This window comes from Streptomyces sp. TAA204 (assembly GCF_000424965.1).
Window position 1 is genome coordinate 279,446 of sequence record NZ_AUKW01000010.1, and the last position, 21,980, is coordinate 301,425.

Consider the following 21,980-nt stretch of genomic DNA (forward strand, 5'->3'; position numbering starts at 1 on the left):
TTTCCGTCATTGCCGAGCGACCAATTCATGCAGGGCGCGGTGTGCACGGTGCTTTGTGGACAGGTCCGAGGTCGTCCGGACGGAGCGGGTGTACGGGTGCGGCACCCCACCGGAGCGACATTACACTACACCGTGCAGTGTAGGTCGGCCGACGGCTACGATGTGCCCATGCCGACCACAAAGACACTGCGCGAGGGGTCCACGCGGAAGCGGGCCGCCATCCTCTCGGCGGCCCGGGAACTGTTCCTCGCCGAAGGCTTCGACCGGTCCAGCGTCGACGCGGTCGCCGCCCGGGCCCAGGTGTCCAAGCGGACGGTCTACGACTACTTCGGCGACAAGCAGACGCTGCTGCAAGCAGTCGTCGACGCCGTCGGCCAGTCGATGATCACCACGATCCGACGCACCCTCGACGACCTCCTCACCGACTCCACCGAGGCCGCCGAACTCGAGGACGCACTGGTCACGTTCTCGATGCGCATCGCGACCGACATGCTCGGCTCGGCGGAGTACGCAACGCTGCAACGACTGGTCCGCTCGGAATCGGGCCACCTGCCGCACCGGGGCTACAACTCCATGGCCGACACCCCCGACGAGGCACTTGCCGAGCGGTTCGCCGCCCTCGCCGCGGCCGGGCTGCTCGACGTCCCCGACCCCCGGCTCGCGGCCGACCAGTTCATCGCGCTGACCTTCGGCGTCGCGCTGGACAGGCTCGGTTCCGCCAACGCTGCGGAGGACACCCGCGTCCGGCCACTCGTCGTCGAGGGAGTGCGGACCTTTCTTCGGGCATACCGAACCAGGTAGGGCGGGGGCAGCCCGAAAGTGCAGTGCGCTGTCGGGCCACGCTACCTCGCCCTGACGGCTGGTGGCCCGGCGCACAGCCTGCCGCGCGGCCCGGCTTGCCGCTCACCCGCCGGGCGCTCGCCGCGGGGCAGGGCCCGCCCGCTGAGTGAGGATCAGCGCCTGCCCCCGCCCCGGCCCGTCCCCGCAGGAGGCCGCCCGGCCGGTGCGACGACCGCTGGGCGCCGATATGGGCCGTCCGTCGCACGGCCCCCGACCGTTCGTCGCGTACCCGAAACGTTCGCCGCACGGCACTGTGCGCCGCTTCCCCGCGGGGGTGTCGCTGCCTACGTTGCCTCCATTCGATGGGCTCAAGCCGCCCGTTTGACGACCAGGAGGCGCAGATGTCGACCCAGCCCCCCGCACCGCCACACTCCCCCGGGGAGGCGGTGGAGCCCGCCGTCGCGATGCACAGCGATCCGCGCTTCCGGGACCTCAGACGCCGGCTCGCGACCTTCGTCCTGCCCATGAGCATCGCGTTCTTCGCGTGGTACCTGCTGTATGTCCTGATGTCCGCCTACATGCGGGACGCGATGTCCACCGTGCTCTTCGGCCGGGTCAATCTGGCGCTCGTCCTCGGACTGCTGCAGTTCGCCTCCACCTTCGGCATCGCCGTCCTCTACTCGCGGTTCGCCGCCCGCCGGCTGGACCCGCTGGCCGGGCAGCTCCGCGGCGAACTCGACGGCGACGGCGACGAGGGGGTGCGGGCATGAACTTCCTCGCGCAGGCGTCCGAGTCAAGCGGCCGCACCTGGACCGTGGTGCTCTTCCTGGCGATGATCGCAGTGACCCTCGGGGTGACTGTGTGGGCGAGCAGACAGACCCGCTCGGCCACCGACTTCCACTCCGGCGGCCGCGGCTTCACCGGCATGCAGAACGGCTTCGCCATCGGCAGCGACTACATGTCGGCGGCGTCCTTCCTGGGCATCGCAGGCATGATCTCGCTCTTCGGTTACGACGGCTTCCTGTACTCCATCGGCTTCCTGGTGGCCTGGCTGGTGGCACTTCTGCTGGTGGCGGAACTGCTGCGCAACTCCGGCCGGTTCACCATGGCCGACGTGCTGTCGTACCGGATGCGGCAGCGCCCGGTCCGTACGGCCGCCGCGGTCTCCACGATCACGGTGTCCGTCTTCTACCTGCTGGCCCAGATGGTCGGTGCGGGCGCGCTGATAGCGCTGCTGCTGGGCATCCAGCCCGGCGAGACCTATCTGGGGATGGACGCGGCCACGGCCAAGGTCGCGGGCATCGTCATCGTCGGAATCCTGATGATCGTCTACGTGACCTTCGGCGGCATGAAGGGCACCACCTGGGTGCAGATCATCAAGGCCGGCATGCTCATGGGCGGCGCGTTCCTGCTCACGGTCATGGTGCTGGCGATCTACGGTTTCAACTTCGGCGAACTGATGGGCGACGCGGCGGAAACCAGCGGATTCGGCCAGGCGTTCCTGGAACCGGGGCTCAGGTTCGGCACCGAGGTGCCCGGTGACGCACTGCAGACGCTGTGGAACAAGCTTGACATGATCAGCCTGGGGCTGGCGCTGGTCCTGGGTACCGCGGGCCTTCCGCACATCCTGATCCGCTTCTACACGGTGCCCGACTCGAAGACCGCCCGTAAGTCGGTGAACTGGGGCATCGGCCTGATCGGCACGTTCTACCTGATGACCCTGGTGCTGGGCTTCGGTGCGGCGGCGCTGGTCGGCAAGGACGCGATCACCAAGCAGGACCCCGCCGGGAACACGGCGGCTCCCCAGCTGGCCGAGGCGGCGGGTGACCACTTCGGCGGTGCCGGACTGGCCGCGATCATGCTGGCCGTCATCGCGGCGGTGGCCTTCGCCGCCATCCTCTCCACGGTGGCCGGCCTGACCATCGCCTCCTCGTCCTCGCTGGCGCACGACTTCTACAACAGCGTGATCCGCCGGGGGAAGGCCACCGAACAGGAGGAAGTCAAGGTCGCCCGGCTGGCCGCCTTCGGGGTCGGCGCAGCGGCGATCGTCCTGGCGATCTTCGCCCAGAGCCTCAACGTCGCCTTCCTGGTGGCGCTGGCGTTCGCCATCGCCGCTTCCGCCAACCTCCCCACCCTGCTGCTGAGCCTCTTCTGGAAGCGGTTCAACACCCAGGGCGCGGTGGCCGGAATCTACGGCGGTCTGGTGAGCTCCGTGGGCCTGGTCATCTTCTCGCCGGTGGTCTCCGGTTCGGAGACGGCGCTGGTCACAGGCGCCGACTTCAGCTGGTTCCCGCTGGCCAACCCGGGGCTGGTCTCGATCCCGCTGGGTCTGCTCTGCGCGATCGTCGGAACCCTGATGTCCGGGGAGAACGACCCGCGCCGCTTCGCGCAGCTCCAGGTGCGGGCCCTGACCGGTGCGGGCGCCGAACGGGCCTCCCAGCACTGACGGACCGGCACCGGCCCACACGTCCGGGTCCGACGGTGACCCCCCTCCGGATCGCGCCACTCCCTCCGCGCCGGCGCCCCGGAGCCCCGTCGGACCCGGGCTTCCCACGAGTACGGACGGCCGGCACGGTCCCGCACTCCTTCGCCCATCCCGACCAGCTCCATTCCTCCCTCACTGGGTTACCGTCGGCCCCGTGAACAGGACCCCCTGGTACCACCTCGCCCGCCGTCCCCGGCGACGTGGAGCGCCACCGCCGTCGGCGGCGCGTGCCGCGACCAGCGGCGTGCTGCGCGAGCTCCGGCTGCTCGGCAGCGACCTCCAGGACGGACTGCGCGGCGGCCGGAACACCGCGGCTGCGCGCCGCATACGGCGGCTGCTGGGCGCCGACGCCGTCGTCCTGGCCAACCTCGACGGGCCGGTCGCCCGGCACGGGGCGCTGCCGCCGGGCAGCGAGCCGGACGCGCTCCTCTCCCAGGTGTACGAACACGGGACGGTGCTGCGCCGTCCCCCGCTGTCGGCGGCCCCGCTGCTCGTCGCCAACGACCTGGCGGGCTGCCTGATCGCCGCAGGCGAGATCGCCGAAGAGGACCTGACCGAAACCGCGGCCCTGGTCGCCGACGCCCTGGACCATGCCGAGCTGCGCACCGCGCGCGCCCGTATCGCCGCCGCGGACCTGCGCACCCTGCGCGCCCAGATCTCACCGCACTTCCTGCACAACGCGCTGGCCGTGATCGCCGCCCGCATCCACAGCGATCCGGACCTTGCCCGCGGGCTGCTGACGGACTTCGCCGACTATCTGCGGTACAGCTTCTCCACGCAGGGCGACTACGCGACCCTGGCGGCCGAGCTTCAGGCGACCCAGACGTATCTGGAGCTGCAGCGGGCCCGCTTCGACGACCGCTTCGACATCACCGTGCACATGGCTCCGGAGGTCCTGCCCGTCGCCATCCCCTTCCTGGTGGTGCAGCCCATAGTGGAGAATGCCGTCCGGCACGGGCTGGAGCGCCGGTCAGGACGCGGTCACATCAGCGTGTCCGGCTTCGGCGAGGGACCGCTGTGCATCATCGAGATCGAGGACGACGGGGTCGGCATGGAGCCGGAGTTCGCCCGCGCGATCCTCGCCGGGAAGGGCCCGACGGCCCGCGGCGTCGGCATGGCCAACGTGGACCAGCGGCTGCGGGCGGTGTACGGGCCGGAACACGGTCTGCTCATCGAGACGGCGCCCGGCAGCGGAACCAAAGTGGTCATCCGGGTGCCCCGGTTCATGCGAGGAGTGCTGGCGGAATGACAGGCACGGCCCACACGTCCCCGCGGCTGCGCGTCCTCGTGGTCGAGGACGAACCCTCCACCAGGGAGGAGCTCGCGGTGCTGCTCGGCGGCATGCCGGAGATCGCCGACGTGGTGTCCGCGGAGAGCGGCGAGGCGGCGGTACGGCTGCTGGGGACACCCGCCTTCGACGCCGTCTTCCTGGACATCTCCATGCCCGGTCTGGACGGAATGGACCTGGCACGGGTGCTGAGCAGGCTCTCCGCGCCGCCCGCCATCGTCTTCGTGACCGCTTCCGAGTCCCACGCGATCGAGGCGTTCGGGATCGGCGCGGTCGACTACCTGCTCAAGCCTGTGCGGCCGGAGCGGCTGTCCGAGTCCGTCACCCGTGTCCTCAGGCAGAGCGGGGGCACGGCCGAGGACGAGGCGCCGCACGACGATCTGGACGTCGTGCAGATCGAGCACAGCCGCCACACCGTCTTCGTCCGCCGCGCCGAGGTGCAGTTCGCGGAGGCCCACGGCGACTATGTGCGGCTGCACACGGCCGACGGCACGCATCTGATCCGGCTGTCGCTGTCCTACCTGGAGGAGGTGTGGGCGCCGGTCGGCTTCGTGCGGGCGCACCGCGGATACCTGGTCGCCGTCGGCTGGGTGCACGACCTGCGCGTGACCAGTTCCTCGGGGCTGGTGGCCTGCACGCCCGCCGGCGACGTACCGGTGAGCCGCCGGCACGCGCGGGGCTTGCGCGAACGGCTGATGGATGCGGCGCGCAGCGGAGAGCTGGGACGGGCCGCGCAGTGACGGGGCCCCGCCGGGCGAAGGTCACCAGCCCGCAGACCCGCATCGCTCTGGCACGCCGCCACCGGGTGCGGCCCCGGCCGCTGCCGCTGCCCGGTCCCGCCGACCCGGAGCGGGCCCGCCGGGTCTTCGCCGCCCAGCGGCGGACGGCCCTGCGCACCATGGGCCTGCTCGGGGTGGTGCTCTTCGGCACCAGCGGGGTGATCGCTGCCCTGCCCGTGCTCGACCGGGTGACCGCGGGCGGTGTCCCCGTCTCCTGGCTGCTGCTGGCCATCGCGACCTATCCGCTTCTGCTGCTGATCGCCATCGCGCATGTGCGGGTGGCGGAGCGTACGGAGGCCGGGGAAGGCGGCGAACCGGACGTTGGCGACTCCGCCGACGCCCACGACCGGGGCCCGGACATCGTGCTGCCCGGGCCGCGTGACACGGACACCGCGCACGACGGGTCCGGGGAGGAGCACGGCTTCGGGGGCGTGGCACCGTGACGGGACTGCTGGCCATCGGATTCCTGCTGGCCGCGAGCCTGGCGATCGGCCTCTACGGGGTCCGCGCGGCCCGTACGACACCGGACTTCCTGGTCGCCTCCCGACGTGTCGCACCGGGCTGGAACGCCATGGCCATCGCCGGGGAGTACGTCTCGGCCGCGTCGGTGCTCGGGCTCGCCGGGCTGCTGCTCAAGGACGGGATCGGCACGATGTGGTTCGCGGTGGGCTTCACCTCGGGCTATGTGGCCGTGGTGGCGCTGGTCGCGGGCCCGATGCGGCGCTCGGGCGCCTTCACCGTGCCCGACTTCGCGGAGTACCGGCTCGGCTCCCCCGGCATCCGGCGGCTGTGCGGGCTGATCGTGCTGGTGATCATGTGGCTGTACCTGGTGCCGCAGTTCAAGGGCGCGGGCGTGGTGCTCCACCTGGTCAGCGGCACGCCCTACTGGGTGGGGGTGGTGTTGGCCGGACTGGTGGTCAGCGGCTCCATCGCGCTGGGAGGCATGCGCTCGGCCACGTACGTGCAGGCTTTCCACTACCTGGTGAAGCTGGCGTTCATCGCCGTGCCCGCGGTGTTCCTGATGATCCATGTCGGAGCGGAGACGCGGGCGGAGGCTTTCACACCGGTCAGGGTGCCGGAGGGGTGGAGCCGTCCGTTGCTGGACATCGGGGGTGCGGGCCACCCGCTTCTGGCCACCTGGTCGGTGCTGGTGGCCACGACGCTGGGAGCGATCGGGCTGCCGCATGTGATCATGCGCTTCCACACCAGTTCCAGTGCCCAGGTCGCCCGACGCGTCGCGGTCCGGGTGATCGCCCTGCTGGGTGTCTTCTACCTCTTCCCGGTGGTCTACGGGCTGCTGGGACGGGTGCTCACTCCGCAACTGGTGCTCAACAACGCCACGGACACGGTGACCGTCGTCGTGCCCGGGGTCGCGGTGCCCGGGGCGCTCGGCAGCGTACTGACCGCCCTGGTAGCGGCCGGAGCATTCGCCGCCTTCCTCTCGACATCCTCCGGGCTGCTGCTCGCCCTGGCGGGCGGCCTGTCGCACGACCTCTTCGGCAGCGGGATCTCCCGGCTGCGGGTGGCCGTCGCCGCGGGGGCCCTGGTCGCGGTGCTGCTCTCCCTGCCCGCCGCCCATCTGGACATCAACGTCCTCGTGGGCTGGGCTTTCGCCGTGGCGGCCTCCACGTTCTGCCCGCTGCTGGTGCTGGGTATCTGGTGGCCCCGGCTCACGGTCGCCGGGGCCGGCGCCGGGCTCGGGGTGGGCGCGGCGGCGGCGACGGGCGCCGCGTTTCTCTCCGCGGCGACGGACTGGCACTCCGGGGTGGTCACGGTGCTGCTGGCGCAGCCCGCGTGCTGGACGGTGCCGCTGGCCTTCCTCACCATGATCGTGGTGTCCTGGCGCGGGGTGCCGCCGGAGGGCGCGGAGCGTGCGGCGATGCGGTTGCACGCACCCTGACCCCTCCGGGTGGGCCCGCCGCCTGCCGCCTGCCGCGTCAGCGTTCCAGTTTCCGCAGGTACTCGCCGAACTTCTCCAGACCGCCGATGTTGCGCGGTCCGCTGATGCCCTCGTTGTAGTCGAGGATGAAGAAGTTGTCCTTCTTCACGGCGGGCATGTTCCTGCTCTGCGGTGAGTTCTTCAGGAACTCGATCTTCTTCTCGGCAGGCTTGTCCCCGTAGTCGAGGATGATGACGACCTCGGGCTCGGCCTTGGTGACGCTCTCCCAGCTCACCTGTGTCCAGCGCTGGTCGAGATTCGAGAAGACGTTCTTCCCACCGGCCTTGTCGATGATGTCGTTGGGCGGCACCTGGTTACCTGCCGTGAAGGGCTGGTCCGTGCCGGAGTCGTAGAGGAAGACCGGTACGGAGCTGCCCTCGGGCGCCTTCGCGGACACGGCCTTCTCGCGCTGCCGGAGGTCGTCGACGACCTTCTTCGCCTTCTTCTCCACTTCGAAGATCTTCCCCAGCCGCTCCAGGTCGGTGTAGAGGGCTTCGAAGGGGGTCTTCTTCTCGGGGTACCCCGGGTAGTTGTAGCAGCTCTCGGTGTGCATGAAGCTCTGGATCCTGAGTTTGTCGAGGATCTCCGGGGTGATGCCGCGCTGGTCGCTGAAGCCGGAGTTCCAGCCGGCCACGACGAAGTCCGCCTTGGCGTCGACGACGAGTTCCTTGTTGAGGAGATCGTCGCTCAGCTTCTTGACCTTGGCGTATTCGGATGCCCACGGCGACTCGCTCACAGGCGGGTTGGCCGGTGGCATCACGTAGCCGTGGACGTGCTTCGTCAGTCCGAGGCTGAAGAGTTTGTCGGCGCTGCCGCCCTCATAGGCGACCGCGCGCTCGGGGACGGTGTACTCGACCGGCTCGCCGCACCTCTTGACGGTGGCCTTCTCGGACTTCTTCCCGTCGGTCGCGACGTCGGCACCGCATCCGGTGAGCAGGAGAGCGGCAGCCGCAGCCGACCCGACAACGGCGCCTCGCCGTGCGTGGTTCAGTGGCCGGGTGAGGGACATGAGGTGTCACTTCCGTTCGGTGATGGAGGGGTGAGGGAGTACAGCAGCTGCGGATCGCCGGTCAGCGGGTGGCTGACGACCGTGGTCCGCACGCCGAAGACGTCGTGCACCATTTCCGGCGTCAGGACTTTCCCGGGAGGTCCGGAGGCGACCAGGCGTCCTTGGGAGAGAACGCCGAGTGTGTCGCAGGCCGCGGCGGCGAGGTTGAGGTCGTGCAGGACGACCAGGGTCGTCAGGCCGGTGCCGCGCAGCAGCGACAGCAGCTCCACCTGATGACGTACGTCGAGATGGTTGGTCGGCTCGTCGAGCACGAGGATCTTCGGCTCCTGGACGAGAGCGCGGGCCACGAGAACCCGTTGACGTTCCCCGCCCGAGAGCGTCAGTACGCCGCGGCGGGCCAGGTGGCTGATGTCGACCTGGCGCATGACCTGTTCGCACAGCTCGCGCTCCCGGGAACTGAGCGCGTGATTGCCTCGGATGTGGGGCGTACGGCCGAGCGCGACGACCTCTTCCACGGTGAAGTCGAGATCGATCTCCCCGTCCTGCGCCAGGGCGGCGACCAGTTGGGCACTGCGGCGCATGCTCAGCCGCGGCAGTTCCTCCTCACCGATCCGCACCGTGCCGGAACTCGGCCGCAGGGCACGGTAGATGCACCTGAGGGCGGTGGACTTGCCGCTCCCGTTGGGGCCGACCAGGCCGACGCACCGGCCGTCCGCCACGGTCAGCGACAGGTCGCTCAACAGCTTCTTGCCGTCGGTGACGACGGAGAGCTGGTCGAGGGTGAGTTGCATGTCAGCGGCCTCCGAACATGTAGGCCCTGCGGCGCATCAGGGTGATGAAGACCGGGACGCCGACCAGTGCGGTGATGACACCGAGGGGAAGCTCCCGCGGAGCCAGGAGCGTCCGGGCCACGAGATCCACCCACACCATGAAGACCGCTCCGGCCAGAGGCGTGACGGCGAGCACGCGTGCGTGGGCGGACCCGACGACCATGCGCACCAGGTGCGGCATCACCAGGCCGACGAAGCTGATGGCACCGCTCACGGCGACCATGGCGCCAGTGACGAGCGAGACCAGGAGCAGGAGTTGCTTGCGGTGGCGGTCGGGGTCGATGCCCAGGCTCGCCGCCGTCTCGTCGCCGAGCGCCATCACATCCAGTGCGCGGCTGTAGCGCCGCAGCACGACCAGGCCGAGCAGCACCGCCGCGGCCACGGCGGGCAGTGCTGCCCACGTCGCGGCGCCGAAGCTGCCCATGGTCCAGTACAGGACCGTGCTGGTGGCCTCGCTGTCGGGAACCAGATAGATGATCACGCTCATCACGGCCTGGAAGCCGAGCGCCATGGCGACGCCGGTGAGGATGAGACGCAGTGGGGACATCCCGGCCCGGCCGGCGGCTGCGGCGTACACCAGAGCGGATGCCGCCAGAGCCCCCAGGAAGGCCCCGGCGGACATCGCGTAGATCCCCAGGCCCGCGAGCCCCCCGGTGACCGAGACGCTGACGGCGCCGACGGACGCTCCCGAGGAGACGCCCAGGACGTAGGGGTCGGCCAGCGCGTTGCGCACCATCGCCTGGACGGCGGCCCCGACGGCGCTCAGCCCTGCCCCGACCAGCGCCGCCAGCAGCACTCGGGGAGTGCGGATCTCCCAGACGATCTGATACGCCGTCGCCTCACCCGCGCCGATCGTCCCGCCGCTCAGGGCCGCCCACAGGTACCGGGCCGTGTCGCCGGGAGTGATCACCGCGGTTCCCAGCCCGATCGCGACAACGACGGACGCCAGCAGCAGGGCAGCCAGCGCGACGCAGCCCAACATCAACCGCATGCGTGAGGCAGGGGAACCACGGGCGCCGGGGGCCTGACCCCCCTTCCCCTCCGGGATGCGGGAATCTCTGCTCACCGTCGGCGCGGAGGATGCTGACGGGCGCATACGCAGTCCTTTCCGGTACGGATGGTGGACGACATGACCGTCGCGAGTGAGCCCGTCACGAGGTCGTGGAGGTGCCGGACGACTCGGGGTTCTCCGTGCCGTCCTCGCCGGTGTGTTCGTCGCGGGACAGACGCGAGACCAGGAAGGCCGCTCCCAGCGCGGCCGCCATGAGCGCCCCGAAGACCAGAGCGATTCCGGGGTAACCGGCGAGGCCGAGCCCGGCGCCGCCGAGGGAGGCGCCGACGAAGACGCCGAGGCTCATCCCGGCGGCGTTGATGCTCAATGCGGATCCGCGCAGCGTCCCGCAGCGCCTCACGAGCAGACTCACGGCGCACGCGGCGACAACCGCGTGACTGGCTGCGTGGAGCGAGGTGAGCACAAGAGCCGGCGGAAGCCGGTGCGTGAAGTAGAAACCGACCACGGACGCCAGAGCCGCGACGAGGCCGAGGACCAGCAAGTGCTCCGTACGCACCCGTGGCCGGGCGGAGTTCGTCAGGCGTCCCGTGAGGAGGTTGCTCACGAAGAACGATGCACCGCTGAGCGTCCAGACGAAGGAGAAGAGGCCGGGGCCGAGTTGGAACCGGCTGTCGTAGTACGCGGCCAGATACGCCAGATACCCCATGAACACGGCCGTGCGGAGAAAGGAGATCAGCAGCAGCGGCACGGCACCACGCACTGCGGCGAGTGCCTTGAAGGAGGCGAGGTAGGTCAACCTCTCACCGCTGCCGGCCTCTCCCTCTCCGTCCACGCCGGACCACCCGCGCCGTGAGAGCAGAACGGCCGCGAGCAGCAGCGAGATGACACTGACCGCCAGCAGGTCCCCCTCCCATCCCCAGAACACCGCGGGCAGCGCGATCAGGGGCGCCGCCAGCATGGCGGTCATGGACTGGGTTGCCGTGACCAGCGTCGCCGCTCTGCCGGCCGCCTTCCCGGAACCGAACCGGTCCGCGGCGGCCGCGGTCAGAGCGGGGTTGAGTACGGCCGTCCCCGCCCCCACGAGCAGGCAGAACGCCACCAGAAGGATGTATTCTCCGCTCGCTCCGAGAGCGGCCGAGGCCGCAAGGACGCCGAGCCCGCCGGCAGCCGCCCACTCCTTCGGAACACGGTCTATCAGCGGCGCCAGTGCCGTACCCACCAGCAGCGCCGCGAGCCCGCCGAGTCCGCGGAGCCCGCCCATCGCCGCGACGCTGCTCCCGGACTCGTCCGCGATCGGTACGAGATACGTGCTGAAGATGGTGAACGGCAGCAGCCCGACGGCCGAGGCCAGGAGGATCGGCCACAGCATGCGCGTCATCTTCAGGTCGCCCGGAAGCTGCTCACCGGAGTCATGGTCGTCCCGCTTCATCTGCGAAGTCCCGGTGCCGGCGCTCACGATGCCTCCTCGAGTGCCGCCGCGGAACTGTCGGCCCGGTAGCGGTACAGGACGGTCGCGTCAGCGCTGAACTGCGAGAACGGGAAGGACTCGGCCGAGAGGGCGGTGACACCGCTGGACAGGAACGCGCGGGCGACGGCGCTGCCGGTCTGTGCGTAGATCACAAGCGGGAGGTCGTGCAGCCTGCAGCGCTCGAGAATCAGGTCGAACGTGCCGTTGCCGAGGGTCATTCCGGTGGCCACCACCGCGTCGGCCTGCTCGAGAACCTCGGTCATGTCGTCCGAGACGGGCTCACCCCACTGGGTGGTGCGCAGGTTCAGGTCGCAGGGCAGAGCGACGCCGCCCCGCTCACGTATCGCTTCGATCAGTGGATTCACCACACCGATCAGAGCCACCCTGGCGCCCGGCTCAAGGTCGAGGAGCCCGGCGACGGCGGCGTCCCGCGCCCTTGCCCGTATTTCCGGGCTTCCCGTGGGGAGTGTGACCGGCTCGGCCTCACCGGCCTCCCGGTGCGGCCGCACGCGGGAGAGGTAGGCGTCCAGTGCGGCGATACGTATGGAGGCGGTCTCGCTGCGCAGGAGTGTATCCAGGGTGGAGCCGGAGGCGTTCTCGCAGAAATCGGGGCGCACCTCGCCCGCTTCGAAGGAGCAGGCGCCAAACCCTTCTCCGACCCGCAGCAGGAGGTAGTGGTTGTGGTACGTGACGTCGCCGCCCGCGAGCCGCGTGGTGTGGTAGAGCCAGAAGGCGCTGGTGACGGTCACGTCCTTCGGATCCGGGCCATGGGCCCCCTTCAGTATTCCCTCGGTCAGTTCCGCGACGGTGTGCGGCTTCGGGTACGGCATTCTCAGTTCTCTCGTCCAATGGCGGGTGTGCTGCTGGCTGCTCTGCGAGCAGGAGGCCGGCCGTTCGGGGCCCGGCCGGGTTGGTTTCGTTTTCGGCGTGGTCTCAACTGCCGGGCGCTGCCCGGGACATGTCACGCCAGGAAGCCGCCGACCAGGGAGGTCGCAGCTCGCCGGGAGAGGCGATCTCGTGTGGCCTCAGAGTCTCGATGCCCTTGGCGCCACGGTGCTGGGCGTAGGCGTCCTCGACGTAGCGGTGACCCGTGTCGGCCGCGATGAAGACGTACGTGCGAGAGCTGTCCCCGCGTCGTTCCCAGAGGGTGGTCAGGTACGCCGCCCCGGCCGAGAGCCCGGCGAATATGCCGGTGCTTCGCAGCAGTTCGACAGATCCCGACAGCGCGCATTCGAAGTTGACCCAGTGGATCCGGTCGTACAGGTCATGCCGGACGTTCTTGAACTCGATGGCACTGCCTATGCCGGCGATGATCATGTCCGGGTCGGAGACGTGCTCCGACCCGAACGTGACGCTGCCGAAAGGCTGTATGCCCACGACGGAAACGTCCCTGCCGGATTCCCGCAGGTAGGTGGCGATGGCCCCTGTCGACGCACCCGAGCCGACGCCGCCGACCAAGGTGACCGGCCCCGCGGGGATTTCCCCCACCATGAAGTCGGCGACCTCGCGGTAGCCGTAGTAGTGGATCTCGTCGTGGTACTGCCGCATCCAGTGGTACGACGGGTTCGCCTCGAGGATCTCCGCGATCCGGCGGACCCGCAGTTCCTGGTCCAGCCGCAGATTCTTCGACGGCTCGACCTGTTCCAGGGTGGCGCCGAGGATCTCCAGCTGTACGCGCAGCGTCCGGTCCACGGTCGTGGACCCCACGATGTGGCACTTGAGCCCGTAGCGGTGGCAGGCGAGCGCCAGCGCCTGCGCGTAGATGCCGCTTGAGCTGTCGATGAGCGTGTCGCCCGGCTTCACGGCCCCGGAGTCGAGCAGATGGCGAACCGCTCCCAGGGCCGAGTAGATCTTCATCGTCTCGAAACGCAGGCAGATCAGGCCCGGCTCAAGACGGATCAGGTCGGGCTGCTTGATCGCTTCCGCTATGTGTGTGTGCATTCCCGGCGCCCGTCAGGCTGCTGCACTTCGGCGCAACTTGAACAGCAGGGTCTGCACCTCGTCCGCGGGAAGCGTGTGCGGAAGGGTTTCGTGAAGAGCCCACGCCCTGGCCACTGCCGGGTCGTCGGCGAAGAGTGCTGTCCTCGTACGGTTCTGCTCGCCCATGGCTCCTCCTGCTGGGGTACTTCCTGCGGGGTCCGGCCGGTCCGGCTGCACTGCTCCGTCACGACGCGCGCCTCCCGCAGGAGGTGAACTCCGAGGCAGCCCGCCGCAGTTCTCACGGCCCGGAGCAGCGCACGCCCCGATACGGGACGGCTGAATCCGAGCGGCTGCCTCGCGTCAGTGAGCATCGACCAGATGGAAATGATTGTCAAGAGCACTTCTGGTCACCCCGCCCCCGTACGGCCCGCAGCCGGGTCCGTACGGGGTGCGGCCCCCTGAACCCTCAGTTGCCGTACGGAACGGAGCCTCCGGTGAGCGCCTCCACAGGAAACGCTCCACCGAAGAGCGTCAGCGCTATGTGATCCGCCGGCTCCGGCGGAACGCACTGACGCCGGCCCCAGGGTCACCAGGAGGACTTGCTCACTCCCGGCAGGTATCCCTTGTGCGCCATTTCGCGCACGCGCACGCGTGACAGCCCGAAGGTCCGCAGATGTCCGCGCGGCCGCCCGTCCACCGCGTCGCGGTTGCGGACCCGCGTGGCACTGGCATCGCGGGGCTGACGGCGCAATTCACGCAGGGCGGCCTCCTTCTCCGCCTCCGCCGAGGAGGGCCGGGAAAGGATCTCCTTCAACTCGGACCGGCGCGCGGCGTACCTCTCCACCACGGCCTTTCGCTTCTCGTTCTTGGCGATCTTGCTCTTCTTGGCCATCAGACCTTCCCTCCTCGTGCGCGGATTCTCGCGACGGCCCTTTCGACGCCGATCACGTCGAGCGTCTTGACCCCCTTCGCACTGAGGGTGAGCCGCACGTGGCGGCCCTCGCTCGGCAGCCAGTAGCGCTTGCGCTGGATGTTGGGGTCGAAGCGGCGGCGGGAGCGGCGGTGCGAGTGGGACACGGCGTTGCCGAATCGGGGCTCGGCGCCTGTCAGTTGGCAGCGGGCGGACAAGCGGGGACCTGCCTCTCATGGTCGGTGGTTTTGTTAATGGAAATCATTTCCATATACTACACGCATGCCAAGCACCGACCAGCGTCCGATCGTCAAACTCCGGTCCACCGCCGGCACCGGCTACACCTACGTGACCCGCAAGAACAGCCGGAACGACCCCGACCGCCTGACCCTGCGCAAGTACGACCCCATAGCCCGCCGGCACGTCGACTTCCGCGAAACCCGTTGACCCCCAACGCAAAGGAGAGCGCCATGCAGCCGGGCATACACCCCGCCTACGGTCCCGTCGTCTTCCGGGACAAGGCCGCGGGATTCGCCTTCCTCACCCGCTCGACCGCGACCAGCGACACGACGACCGACTGGGAGGACGGCAACAGCTACCCCGTCATCGATGTCGAGATCTCCTCCGAGAGCCACCCGTTCTACACGGGTACGGCCCGCGTACTTGACACAGCAGGCCGGGTCGAGCGCTTCGAGCGCCGCTACGGCCGCCGGGAGGCCCGCTGATGGAGAGCCCGCCGAAGCTACCCGTCGTCATCGTGTGCGGTCTGCACTCCGAGGCCCGCACCGAGGTCGTACAGCGTCTGCTGCTTGCCGTGCCCGGCAGCGTCGCACTGCACCACGACCACTCGAGGGCCTCACAGGGAACGGTGCGGCGGACCATACGCAGTGCCTCCGGCGAACTGCACGCAGGAGAAGCCCCGTTGGTCAACGGCTGCGCCTGCTGCGCACTGCGCGAGGACCTGATCCCCGAACTGGAGCGGCTGGCCGCGGACGGCATGGCCCGTCTCGCCGTCGTGGAACTGTGGGACTCGGTCGAGCCCCAGGCCATGGCCGAAGTCGTTGCCGCGCACGCCGAAGACGCGGTCCTCACCAATGTCGTCACGGCCGTCGACCCCGCGCTGGTTCTGCCCTGCCTCGGCAACGGCGACGACCTGGCCGACGCGGGTCTCGCCGCCGCCCCCACCGACCAGCGGACCGTCGCCGACACCTTCGCCCGTCAGCTGGAATACGCCCCCGTACTCGCCCTCGTCGACAGCGACGACGCGGACGAGGAGGACGCGGCCCTGCTCAGCCAACTCCACCCCACGGCCCGGCACATACATCCCGCCTCACTGGAACTGCCGGCCGCCGCCCTGGCCGGATTCGACGTACGCGCCGCCGCAGCGGCCCAGGAACCCGCTTGCGCCCTGCTGCCGCAGGATGCCGACCAGAGCGGCGTGAGCACCTACGTCTGGCACCGCGACCGTCCCTTCCACCCGGAACGGCTCTACCAGGCACTGGAGGACCTCACCTGCGCGGCCGCCCGCAGCCGAGGCCGCTTCTGGCTCGCCGACCGCCCCGACACCCTGCTGGCATGGGACGCCGCCGGAGGCGCACTCAGCGTCGAGGAGGCGGGCCCCTGGCTGGCCGCACTCCCGGACGCCGCCTGGGAAATGGTCCCAGCGGAGCGCACGGCCGCCGCCGCACTCGACTGGCACCCCGAACACGGCGACCGCTGCCAGCACCTGGTCTTCACCTCACCGGCCCTCGACCGCGACGGACTCGAAGAAGCCCTCGACTCCTGCCTGCTGACCGACGCCGAATACGCCGAAGGCCCCGAAGGGTGGCGACGGCTGCCGCCCGCCTTCGCCCCGCTTCTCGACCGCGCGACCTGACGCCACGGAAACCACCGACGCCCGCACCCCGCCCCTGGAGATCCCGTGTCCCGCAACAACGCCGCCCGCAAGCCCGCCAAGCCGCGCCGCAATCCGCTGGACGCAGCCGGCATCACCTACATCGACTACAAGGACACCGACCTCCTGCGGAAGTTCATCTCCGACAGGGGCAAGATCCGCAGCCGCCGCGTCTCGCGCGTCTCCGCCCAGCAGCAGCGGCAGCTGGCACGGGCGATCAAGAACGCCCGCGAGATGGCTCTGCTGCCTTACGGGAGCCGGTGAACGCCGCTCCGCCGCAGGGCGGAGGAGCACTGCCCGCCGCAACGAAGAGCCCCACCCGGCTGTAACCGCCCCGCTTGTCGTGAGCTCTGCCTGCGAAGAGCGGGGCGGCAGCCGCCACCGGCCGGTCGCTGTCCCGTCTTCGGAGCGCCCGTGCCGCTGCCGGTCCCGCCCCGTCCCGGCGTCCCGGCTGATCCGCCGGGCGTACGCGGAGGCCGCGGCCGTTCCTCCACGCCGCGGTCCTGCGCGCCGGTGCGGGCGGAGGGTCATGGGCTCTCCGCTCGCCCCTCGCCCGGTAGTTGTCCCGTCGCGCGGCGGGATGAGTCCACGATCTGCTGCAGGGCCGCGGCGTGTTTCTCCAGTGCGGTGCGCCCGGCCTTGCTCAGGGCCACCCAGGTGCGGGGGCGCTTGCCGACGTAGCCCTTCTTCACGTCGACGTAGCCGTGGTTCTCCAGGGTGCCGATCTGCTTGGAGAGGGCGGAGGCCGAGACCTCCGCCGCCTCTCTGACCCAGGACCACTCCGCCCACTCGGCACCCGCCAGCAACGACACGATGGTCAGCCGTGTGGAGTCCAGGAGCACGGAATCGAATTCAGCTCGCGACACCGGGCCCCTCCCCCACGGTGCGGCCCCCGCGCACTGCTCGGGTCCTCACCGCCCGGTCCCACGCCGGCCCCAGGAAGATGACTGCGGCACCCAGCAGTGCCCCGGTAGCGGTGTGCCAGTAGGCCAGGTCGAGCGAGACGCGGCTGCCCAGCACGGAGAGGACCAAGCCGACCGCCATCACCGCGAGCAGCGCGAGCCGCCTCCTGCGCAGGAACGCTCCGTCCAGTTCCTCCTTGCGGCGGCCCGTGCGGTGGCCGAGCAGCGCCGAGCCCCGCCGCGTGCGCAACAGGATGACGTAAGCCACGGCAAGCGCCGCGTATCCGATCGACACCAGGACCTGCGCCTCATCGCCGACCCAGTCGGGGGCGGCCAGCAGCAGGAAGGCCGCAAGACCGAGGACGACGTACACCCACCTCGCGCCTCCGCTGTCCTCAGCAGCCTGTATCCGGCGCTGCTCGACGTCCCGGAGAGTACGTGCGGCCTCGTCCGGCGTGGGGGTCTGATGTGCGGACATGATGATTACCTCCATGAAATCGGGGAGAGGGGCAGCAGGCTCAGCCTCTGTTTCCTGTCAGGAAAGTAGTTTCTTCATGGGGGCGTGTCAACTTTCCGGAACACCGGTGTCCGTGACCCGACGCCCCGGCCACCGGAGACCGAAGACGTACTGCGGTGACCAGGCCGCCGACGGTGCAGAAGGGCATGGGAGGCTCGGGCGCCAACGCAGAACCGCGGCCCCGCCGCCTCACCGAAGGGGGCGGGGCCAAGCACGCAAGGTGCCGGCCGTCCAGGTGCCGGGCACGGGGGCCTGCTACCGGCGGCCACGCCCGCGGCGCTTGCCGCCCCGAGGGCCGGTCCCCTGGCGTGGCTTCCTTCCCGCGGGCTTGCCCTGCGCACCGCCTGCCGGGGCGCGCTTCGGCTGCGCCGGGGTGGCTGCGCGTCCCTTGGCTGCGCGCCCCCGTGTGCTGTTGACGGTCCGCCCGCGGACGACGCCGATGAAGTCCTCCACCATGTCGGTGGTCATCTCCTCCGGCCACGAGAGTGCGACACGTGACTGCGGTGCGTCCGTGACCGGCCGGTAGGTGAGGTCCCTGCGGTGGTGCAGACGGGCGAGAGACTGCGGCACGACGAGCAGGCCCACTCCCGCCGCCACGAGTTCGACGGCAGCCGCTGTCGTGGCGGGCCGCTCGATCGCCGGCCGGCCCGGCAGACTCTCCCAGTCGAGGGTGTCGTCGAGCGGGTGCAGCACGACTTCGTCGGCCAGGCTCTCGGTCGTCACCTCGTCGACCACCGTCAGGACGTGATCCTTGGGGACCACGACCACCGTCGTCTCGGTGTAGAGGGGGATGGCGCTGAAGTACGTACGGTCGACCGGCAACCGTACGAAGCCCGCGTCGGCGCCGCCGTCCCGCAGCACATCCGACGCCTCGGCGGCGCTCACCGCGACAAGGGCCAGCGGAACGTCGGGCAGCCGCTCGTTCCAGATGCGCACCCACTTGGCCGGCGTCACGCCCGGCACGTAGGCGACCCGGAACGACTGGGATGCCTCAGAGCTGGTCACGCCGCCAGAATACCGGGCGCTGGTCCGAGGCCCGGCACTCACTCGATACCCTGGACACATGACGTCCCGCCAGAACACCCAGACCATGAAGCCCGCGACCGCGGCGAAGAAACTGGGTGTGTACCTCGAGGCCACGCCCCCCGAATTCCAGGAGGGTGTCGTCTCGCGCAGCGAGCTGAACGCACTTCAGGCCGATCCGCCTCAGTGGCTCGTGGAGCTCCGCCGCAACGGGCCGCACCCCCGCCCGGTCGTAGCGGCGAAGCTGGGAGTCTCCGCCTCGGGTCTCGCGCGTGGCGGAGTCACCGAACCTCTCACCACCGAGCAGATCGAGGCGCTGAAGGAGGAACTTCCCGAGTGGCTGCGGCAGGAACGCGCCACCCAGGCCGAGGTCCGGAAGGAAACAGCGCGCATCAAGGAGAAGAACCGGGCGAAGCAGCAGGCGGAACGAGGCGGGCAAGCCCGCTGACCGCAGCGCCCGCGTCCTGACGAAGGCGGGCGATCGTCCGCCCGCGCCCCCACGAAGCCGCCTGCGTCACGGCTCACGCTGCCCGTCGGCGGCGGCGGACGGGCGGAACGGGCCGGGGCGCCCCCGCAGTTCCGGAGCGTGTCGCGGTTGGTGCGGAATCACTCGGTGAAGCGGAGCACGAAGCGGCGCTGCCACGGGGTCTCCACAGCTCGGGGGTCATATCTGCGCCGCACGAAGGAGACGGCGTCGGCCGCCGGCACCCCGTCGAGTACGGCCAGACAGGCCAGCGCCGTACCCGTACGGCCGCGGCCTCCGCCGCACGCCACCTCCACGCGTTCGGCTTCCGCGCGGGACCACGCCTCGCTGAGCAGGGCCTGCGCCTGCATGCGGCTCGTGGGCAGGCGGAAGTCCGGCCAGCGCAGCCATCGGGCGTCCCAGGGGACTTCGGGCGGCCGCCGGCCCAGGAGGAAGACGGAGAAGGAGGGTTCGGGGCCGGGCGGGAGCGGGCGGCGCAGTCCTCGGCCGCGCACCAGCCGTCCCGAGGGGAGGCGCAGGATTCCGGCGCCGCTCCGGTCCCACGTCTCGCTCACCCGGCCAAGCGTAGCGGCCCGCCGATGTAGGGATTCCACTAACCGGGCGCACCGTAGGTTCGTCCGGACAATCGGAGCGGTGTCCATCGGTCGCGGCAGTGCAAGGAGAAAAGTCATGGAACGCTCGGAACAAGGCCCGTCGCAGCTGCCGCTTCTGGAACTCACCAACGGCTTCATGAGCTTCAAGACCTTCGCGGCCGGGGTCGAGCTGAACGTCTTCACCCGGCTTGCCGGCGGACGTGCCGTCACCGTGGAGGAGTTCGCCGAACTCGTCGGCATCGACCGCCGTCCGGCGGATGTCCTCCTCACCGCCCTCACCTCCATCGAGCTGCTGGAGAAGGACGGCGAGCGGTACCGCAACTCCGCCGTGGCGGAGGAGTATCTGGTCGAGGGGCGCCCGTACTTCTTCGGCGGCTACCTCCAGTTCTACAACCACGCGATGTATCCCGGCTGGCAGCACGTCGTCCATTCGCTGCGCACGAACCGGCCGATGTTCATGGACTCCGACAAGCAGGACAGCGTCTTCGACTCGGCCGAGGACCGTTTCCTGATGGACTTCTTCTGGAACGCCATGCACGCGCTCGCCGGTTTCACGGCACGGGAGCTGGCTGGCGTCTACGACTTCGGGCAGCACCGTCGCCTGCTCGACGTCGGCGGCGGCTCGGGGGGCTTCCCCATCGAGATCTGCCGCCGCACACCGGGCCTTGTGGCCTCCGTCTACGAACTGCCGCATGTCTGCGAGATCGTGAACGAGAAGGTCGAGGCGGCCGGCATGCAGGACGTCATCGACTCCGTGCCGGGTGACTTCACGAGTGATCCCGAACTGCCGGGCGGACACGACGCGATACTGCTGAGCCAGGTGCTGCACTGCGGCGACGAGGCAGCCAACCGTGCCCTGCTGAAGAAGTGCTGGGATGCGCTGGAGCCGGGCGGAGCCGTACTGATCTGCGAACTGCTGCTCAACGCCGACCGCACCGGCCCGTCGACGGCGGCCCTCATGGGAATGAACATGCTCCTCTCGCACCCCGGTGGTCAGAACTACTCCGAGACGGAGTACGCCTCCTGGCTCACCGGCGCGGGATTCGAGGAGCCGTACGTCGTGCGCTTCGAGGCCGCGGGAGCCAACGGGGCCGTCGTCGCGCGCAAGCCCGCAGCCGCGGAGGCGTAGGGCGGAGGCCGGAACGCCTCCGGGCCGTCGGAGGCGTTCCGGAACGCGCTGCGGGAGGGCTCCGGTCCGTTCCCGGGCGCGGCCCGGCGGGCGGAGAGGCGATGAACCCTCCTGCGGAGGCCACGGAATGAAGGGCCCCTCCAGCGCCCCTCCCCGCGGGTTCGCCCCGTCGCGCTCTATCAGGCCGGCCCGGCGCCTCCGGGGGCCGCGGCCGGGGTTTTGATCGCGGCCGCCACCATGCGTTCCATGGGCTTCGTGGACACGTAGGTGGAGATGAGCACGGCGATCACGACGCACACGGCGAGAATGACCGTGCTGAACCAGACCATGAAGTCAACCGGCAGCGTGTACGCCCCGATCACCCGCAGCAGGCATTCGGTGAACAGCGCGATGCCCCATACGACGGAGTAGCGGCGCTCGGCCTTGCGGAAGCTGTCCGAGGAGGCCGACAGTCGCCGCCATGCCGCGCTCCGTTTCGGATCGCCCCTGATGAGCCAGGGTTTGAGCGCGGCGGACATCAACGGCGTGCCGCGCACGGCCGAGACGAGTACGGCGATGCTCAGCGCGGCCGTGGCGCCGCTGTCCTTGGCCAGCATCAGCCGGGCGTCGCCCGTCCAGAGACTCAGCGCGAGACCGACAAGGGTGACCACGAGCACGGTCAGGGCGAAGCGGTTGGTGCTGCGGCTCACCAGCACGCTCCAGGAGGTGCGGACCGCGGGGACCACACTGCTCCAGGCCAGAGAGGCCACAACGCTCAGGCCGACGCCTTTGCTGAGAACGTAGTACGACGCCACGGGCACTCCCACGTCCAGCAGGAGTGCGAGTCCGCCCGCCAACGGCGACTCCGTGTCCTCCTGTTCGTCCTGCGTCCGGGAGTCCTCGGGCTCTGTCCGCTCGCTCATGCATGCCCTTCCTGACTTCGCCGTCGGGGGATCCTCGGCCCGGAGATCTCTGGCCCGGACGCGCCGCCGTCCAGTCCACCGGAGTACGGACCGGAAAACCCCTAAGGGGTGTCTGA

27 protein-coding genes are annotated in these 21,980 nt (G+C 70.0%); 13 read left to right on the plus strand and 14 right to left on the minus strand.

The genetic code is table 11. The features are described from left to right. Window positions 1-168: 168 nt before the first annotated feature. From H343_RS0117530 to H343_RS31215, 7 genes are all read left to right on the plus strand, one after another. On the plus strand, window positions 169-801 hold the full coding sequence (locus tag H343_RS0117530; protein WP_028432224.1) for a TetR/AcrR family transcriptional regulator: 633 nt from the start codon (window positions 169-171) through the stop codon (window positions 799-801). 380 nt (window positions 802-1,181) lie between these two features. Beyond that, the gene (locus H343_RS0117535; protein ID WP_028432225.1) at window positions 1,182-1,550 is read left to right on the plus strand and encodes a DUF485 domain-containing protein; all 369 of its coding nucleotides are present in this window, start codon (window positions 1,182-1,184) and stop codon (window positions 1,548-1,550) included. Continuing rightward, window positions 1,547-3,226 carry a sodium/solute symporter gene (locus H343_RS0117540; protein ID WP_028432226.1) on the plus strand — a complete coding sequence of 560 codons (1,680 nt, stop codon included), beginning with the start codon at window positions 1,547-1,549 and terminating at the stop codon, window positions 3,224-3,226. The genes H343_RS0117535 and H343_RS0117540 overlap by 4 nt, the downstream gene beginning before the upstream one ends. Before the next feature lie 193 nt (window positions 3,227-3,419). Then, window positions 3,420-4,514, plus strand: a complete 1,095-nt coding sequence (locus H343_RS0117545) for a sensor histidine kinase (protein ID WP_486586934.1) — start codon at window positions 3,420-3,422, stop codon at window positions 4,512-4,514. Further along, window positions 4,511-5,293 (plus strand): LytR/AlgR family response regulator transcription factor, encoded by a 783-nt coding sequence (locus H343_RS0117550; protein WP_037904068.1) that lies wholly within the window; start codon window positions 4,511-4,513, stop codon window positions 5,291-5,293. Before H343_RS0117545 ends, H343_RS0117550 begins: the two co-directional genes overlap by 4 nt. Next, window positions 5,290-5,775 (plus strand): hypothetical protein, encoded by a 486-nt coding sequence (locus H343_RS31210; RefSeq protein WP_106958873.1) that lies wholly within the window; start codon window positions 5,290-5,292, stop codon window positions 5,773-5,775. The genes H343_RS0117550 and H343_RS31210 overlap by 4 nt, the downstream gene beginning before the upstream one ends. Next, complete coding sequence (locus H343_RS31215) at window positions 5,772-7,232, plus strand: sodium:solute symporter family transporter (protein ID WP_037904070.1); 1,461 nt, start codon at window positions 5,772-5,774, stop codon at window positions 7,230-7,232. Before H343_RS31210 ends, H343_RS31215 begins: the two co-directional genes overlap by 4 nt. A 37-nt stretch (window positions 7,233-7,269) precedes the next feature. Here the strand turns inward: H343_RS31215 and H343_RS0117565 are convergent, their stop codons facing one another. The 9 genes from H343_RS0117565 to rpmB form a co-directional block, all read right to left on the minus strand. Next, on the minus strand, window positions 7,270-8,280 hold the full coding sequence (locus H343_RS0117565; protein ID WP_028432229.1) for an ABC transporter substrate-binding protein: 1,011 nt from the start codon (window positions 8,278-8,280) through the stop codon (window positions 7,270-7,272). Then, on the minus strand, window positions 8,259-9,071 hold the full coding sequence (locus tag H343_RS0117570) for an ABC transporter ATP-binding protein (protein ID WP_028432230.1): 813 nt from the start codon (window positions 9,069-9,071) through the stop codon (window positions 8,259-8,261). The genes H343_RS0117565 and H343_RS0117570 overlap by 22 nt, the downstream gene beginning before the upstream one ends. A 1-nt stretch (window position 9,072) precedes the next feature. Beyond that, window positions 9,073-10,101 carry a FecCD family ABC transporter permease gene (locus H343_RS0117575; RefSeq protein WP_486586935.1) on the minus strand — a complete coding sequence of 343 codons (1,029 nt, stop codon included), beginning with the start codon at window positions 10,099-10,101 and terminating at the stop codon, window positions 9,073-9,075. A gap of 160 nt (window positions 10,102-10,261) precedes the next feature. Then, entirely contained in the window at window positions 10,262-11,578 is a 1,317-nt protein-coding gene (locus tag H343_RS0117580; protein WP_028432232.1) for an MFS transporter, read from the minus strand. After that, the gene (locus H343_RS0117585) at window positions 11,575-12,420 is read right to left on the minus strand and encodes a Rossmann-like domain-containing protein (protein WP_028432233.1); all 846 of its coding nucleotides are present in this window, start codon (window positions 12,418-12,420) and stop codon (window positions 11,575-11,577) included. The genes H343_RS0117580 and H343_RS0117585 overlap by 4 nt, the downstream gene beginning before the upstream one ends. Window positions 12,421-12,523: 103 nt before the next feature. Further along, a complete protein-coding gene (locus H343_RS0117590) occupies window positions 12,524-13,531 on the minus strand; it encodes a pyridoxal-phosphate dependent enzyme (protein ID WP_028432234.1) in 1,008 nt (335 codons plus the stop codon). Window positions 13,532-13,543: 12 nt separating this feature from the next. Continuing rightward, on the minus strand, window positions 13,544-13,696 hold the full coding sequence (locus tag H343_RS35320; protein WP_158679575.1) for a hypothetical protein: 153 nt from the start codon (window positions 13,694-13,696) through the stop codon (window positions 13,544-13,546). A 400-nt stretch (window positions 13,697-14,096) separates the two neighbouring features. After that, complete coding sequence (rpsN, locus tag H343_RS0117600) at window positions 14,097-14,402, minus strand: 30S ribosomal protein S14 (protein ID WP_028432235.1); 306 nt, start codon at window positions 14,400-14,402, stop codon at window positions 14,097-14,099. After that, window positions 14,402-14,638 (minus strand): 50S ribosomal protein L28, encoded by a 237-nt coding sequence (rpmB, locus tag H343_RS0117605; protein WP_028432236.1) that lies wholly within the window; start codon window positions 14,636-14,638, stop codon window positions 14,402-14,404. Before rpmB ends, rpsN begins: the two co-directional genes overlap by 1 nt. Window positions 14,639-14,702: 64 nt before the next feature. Between rpmB and rpmG the strand changes: the two genes are divergently transcribed. Genes rpmG through rpsR form a run of 4 tightly spaced genes read left to right on the plus strand, consistent with a single transcriptional unit; the run spans window position 14,703 to window position 16,578 of the window. Continuing rightward, on the plus strand, window positions 14,703-14,867 hold the full coding sequence (gene rpmG, locus H343_RS0117610; RefSeq protein WP_028432237.1) for a 50S ribosomal protein L33: 165 nt from the start codon (window positions 14,703-14,705) through the stop codon (window positions 14,865-14,867). A 23-nt stretch (window positions 14,868-14,890) separates the two neighbouring features. Further along, window positions 14,891-15,145, plus strand: a complete 255-nt coding sequence (locus H343_RS0117615) for a type B 50S ribosomal protein L31 (protein WP_028432238.1) — start codon at window positions 14,891-14,893, stop codon at window positions 15,143-15,145. Beyond that, the gene (locus H343_RS0117620) at window positions 15,145-16,296 is read left to right on the plus strand and encodes a CobW family GTP-binding protein (RefSeq protein ID WP_028432239.1); all 1,152 of its coding nucleotides are present in this window, start codon (window positions 15,145-15,147) and stop codon (window positions 16,294-16,296) included. Before H343_RS0117615 ends, H343_RS0117620 begins: the two co-directional genes overlap by 1 nt. A gap of 45 nt (window positions 16,297-16,341) precedes the next feature. Next, window positions 16,342-16,578 carry a 30S ribosomal protein S18 gene (gene rpsR / locus H343_RS0117625; protein WP_028432240.1) on the plus strand — a complete coding sequence of 79 codons (237 nt, stop codon included), beginning with the start codon at window positions 16,342-16,344 and terminating at the stop codon, window positions 16,576-16,578. A 263-nt stretch (window positions 16,579-16,841) separates the two neighbouring features. On the opposite strand, the gene H343_RS0117630 is transcribed toward rpsR, so the two are convergent. The 3 genes from H343_RS0117630 to H343_RS0117640 all read right to left on the minus strand — a co-directional run bounded on the left by H343_RS0117630 (window position 16,842) and on the right by H343_RS0117640 (window position 18,738). Further along, entirely contained in the window at window positions 16,842-17,180 is a 339-nt protein-coding gene (locus H343_RS0117630) for a transcriptional regulator (protein ID WP_028432241.1), read from the minus strand. Then, window positions 17,167-17,694 (minus strand): hypothetical protein, encoded by a 528-nt coding sequence (locus H343_RS0117635; RefSeq protein ID WP_028432242.1) that lies wholly within the window; start codon window positions 17,692-17,694, stop codon window positions 17,167-17,169. Before H343_RS0117635 ends, H343_RS0117630 begins: the two co-directional genes overlap by 14 nt. 294 nt (window positions 17,695-17,988) lie before the next feature. Then, a complete protein-coding gene (locus tag H343_RS0117640) occupies window positions 17,989-18,738 on the minus strand; it encodes a LysR family transcriptional regulator substrate-binding protein (protein WP_028432243.1) in 750 nt (249 codons plus the stop codon). Between the two features lie 58 nt (window positions 18,739-18,796). Here H343_RS0117640 and H343_RS0117645 point away from each other — a divergent pair, with 58 nt between their 5' ends. Then, window positions 18,797-19,204, plus strand: a complete 408-nt coding sequence (locus H343_RS0117645) for a DUF5997 family protein (RefSeq protein WP_028432244.1) — start codon at window positions 18,797-18,799, stop codon at window positions 19,202-19,204. A 158-nt stretch (window positions 19,205-19,362) separates the two neighbouring features. On the opposite strand, the gene H343_RS0117650 is transcribed toward H343_RS0117645, so the two are convergent. Further along, a complete protein-coding gene (locus tag H343_RS0117650; RefSeq protein WP_028432245.1) occupies window positions 19,363-19,794 on the minus strand; it encodes a phosphatase domain-containing protein in 432 nt (143 codons plus the stop codon). A 115-nt stretch (window positions 19,795-19,909) separates the two neighbouring features. Between H343_RS0117650 and H343_RS0117655 the strand changes: the two genes are divergently transcribed. Further along, window positions 19,910-20,962 carry a methyltransferase gene (locus H343_RS0117655; RefSeq protein ID WP_037904072.1) on the plus strand — a complete coding sequence of 351 codons (1,053 nt, stop codon included), beginning with the start codon at window positions 19,910-19,912 and terminating at the stop codon, window positions 20,960-20,962. Between the two features lie 179 nt (window positions 20,963-21,141). Here the strand turns inward: H343_RS0117655 and H343_RS0117660 are convergent, their stop codons facing one another. Beyond that, entirely contained in the window at window positions 21,142-21,864 is a 723-nt protein-coding gene (locus H343_RS0117660) for a VC0807 family protein (protein WP_486586936.1), read from the minus strand. Window positions 21,865-21,980: the final 116 nt, after the last annotated feature.

Coding starts and splice junctions, on each gene's coding strand:
- H343_RS0117570 (WP_028432230.1), bottom strand. CDS start 9,071: ATGCAACTCACCCTCGACCAGCTCTCCGTCGTCACCGACGGCAAGAAG.
- H343_RS35320 (WP_158679575.1), bottom strand. CDS start 13,696: ATGGGCGAGCAGAACCGTACGAGGACAGCACTCTTCGCCGACGACCCG.
- H343_RS0117585 (WP_028432233.1), bottom strand. CDS start 12,420: ATGCCGTACCCGAAGCCGCACACCGTCGCGGAACTGACCGAGGGAATA.
- H343_RS0117565 (WP_028432229.1), bottom strand. CDS start 8,280: ATGTCCCTCACCCGGCCACTGAACCACGCACGGCGAGGCGCCGTTGTC.
- H343_RS0117620 (WP_028432239.1), top strand. CDS start 15,145: ATGGAGAGCCCGCCGAAGCTACCCGTCGTCATCGTGTGCGGTCTGCAC.
- H343_RS0117535 (WP_028432225.1), top strand. CDS start 1,182: ATGTCGACCCAGCCCCCCGCACCGCCACACTCCCCCGGGGAGGCGGTG.
- H343_RS0117590 (WP_028432234.1), bottom strand. CDS start 13,531: ATGCACACACACATAGCGGAAGCGATCAAGCAGCCCGACCTGATCCGT.
- H343_RS0117575 (WP_486586935.1), bottom strand. CDS start 10,101: ATGCGGTTGATGTTGGGCTGCGTCGCGCTGGCTGCCCTGCTGCTGGCG.
- rpsN (WP_028432235.1), bottom strand. CDS start 14,402: ATGGCCAAGAAGAGCAAGATCGCCAAGAACGAGAAGCGAAAGGCCGTG.
- H343_RS0117635 (WP_028432242.1), bottom strand. CDS start 17,694: ATGTCCGCACATCAGACCCCCACGCCGGACGAGGCCGCACGTACTCTC.
- rpmG (WP_028432237.1), top strand. CDS start 14,703: ATGCCAAGCACCGACCAGCGTCCGATCGTCAAACTCCGGTCCACCGCC.
- H343_RS0117540 (WP_028432226.1), top strand. CDS start 1,547: ATGAACTTCCTCGCGCAGGCGTCCGAGTCAAGCGGCCGCACCTGGACC.
- H343_RS0117645 (WP_028432244.1), top strand. CDS start 18,797: ATGACGTCCCGCCAGAACACCCAGACCATGAAGCCCGCGACCGCGGCG.
- H343_RS0117655 (WP_037904072.1), top strand. CDS start 19,910: ATGGAACGCTCGGAACAAGGCCCGTCGCAGCTGCCGCTTCTGGAACTC.
- H343_RS0117615 (WP_028432238.1), top strand. CDS start 14,891: ATGCAGCCGGGCATACACCCCGCCTACGGTCCCGTCGTCTTCCGGGAC.
- H343_RS0117530 (WP_028432224.1), top strand. CDS start 169: ATGCCGACCACAAAGACACTGCGCGAGGGGTCCACGCGGAAGCGGGCC.
- H343_RS0117660 (WP_486586936.1), bottom strand. CDS start 21,864: ATGAGCGAGCGGACAGAGCCCGAGGACTCCCGGACGCAGGACGAACAG.
- H343_RS0117550 (WP_037904068.1), top strand. CDS start 4,511: ATGACAGGCACGGCCCACACGTCCCCGCGGCTGCGCGTCCTCGTGGTC.